The organism is Parapedobacter sp. ISTM3, assembly GCF_016533505.1.
Classification (GTDB): domain Bacteria; phylum Bacteroidota; class Bacteroidia; order Sphingobacteriales; family Sphingobacteriaceae; genus Parapedobacter; species Parapedobacter luteus.
Genome location: NZ_JAENGN010000086.1, coordinates 1 through 328 on the forward strand (window position 1 = coordinate 1; position 328 = coordinate 328).

A 328-nucleotide genomic window follows, 5' to 3' on the forward strand; every position below is an offset into this window, starting at 1 on the left:
GGACCTGCTTGGGGTCACCATCCGCGACGTGATACCAACCGGCACGGCTTATGTGGCCGGAAGTGCGGATGCTGACGGCGGGGTGTTTGATGATGCTAACGGCCGGATAGACTGGCTGTTGGATATTCCGTTTGGAACGAGCGTCACCGTAAACTTCGGGGTGACGGTGGCGGCCGACCTGACGGGCATCGATGTGATTGCCAACACGGCGGTTGTGTCGGATCCGGCCGATCCGTCGGGCACACCCCGGGAAGCAACCGCGCCGGAATTACCGGTGGATGCGGCACGTGGCTTTGCAGCCACCAAGTCGGTGGCGGATGCCTCCGGC

The 328-nt window shown here is 63.4% G+C and carries 1 protein-coding gene; it reads left to right on the plus strand.

Annotated elements, in window-relative coordinates; genetic code table 11:
- On the plus strand, positions 1-328 hold a 328-nt coding region (locus tag JHJ32_RS22745; protein ID WP_200123046.1), incomplete at both ends, for a DUF11 domain-containing protein.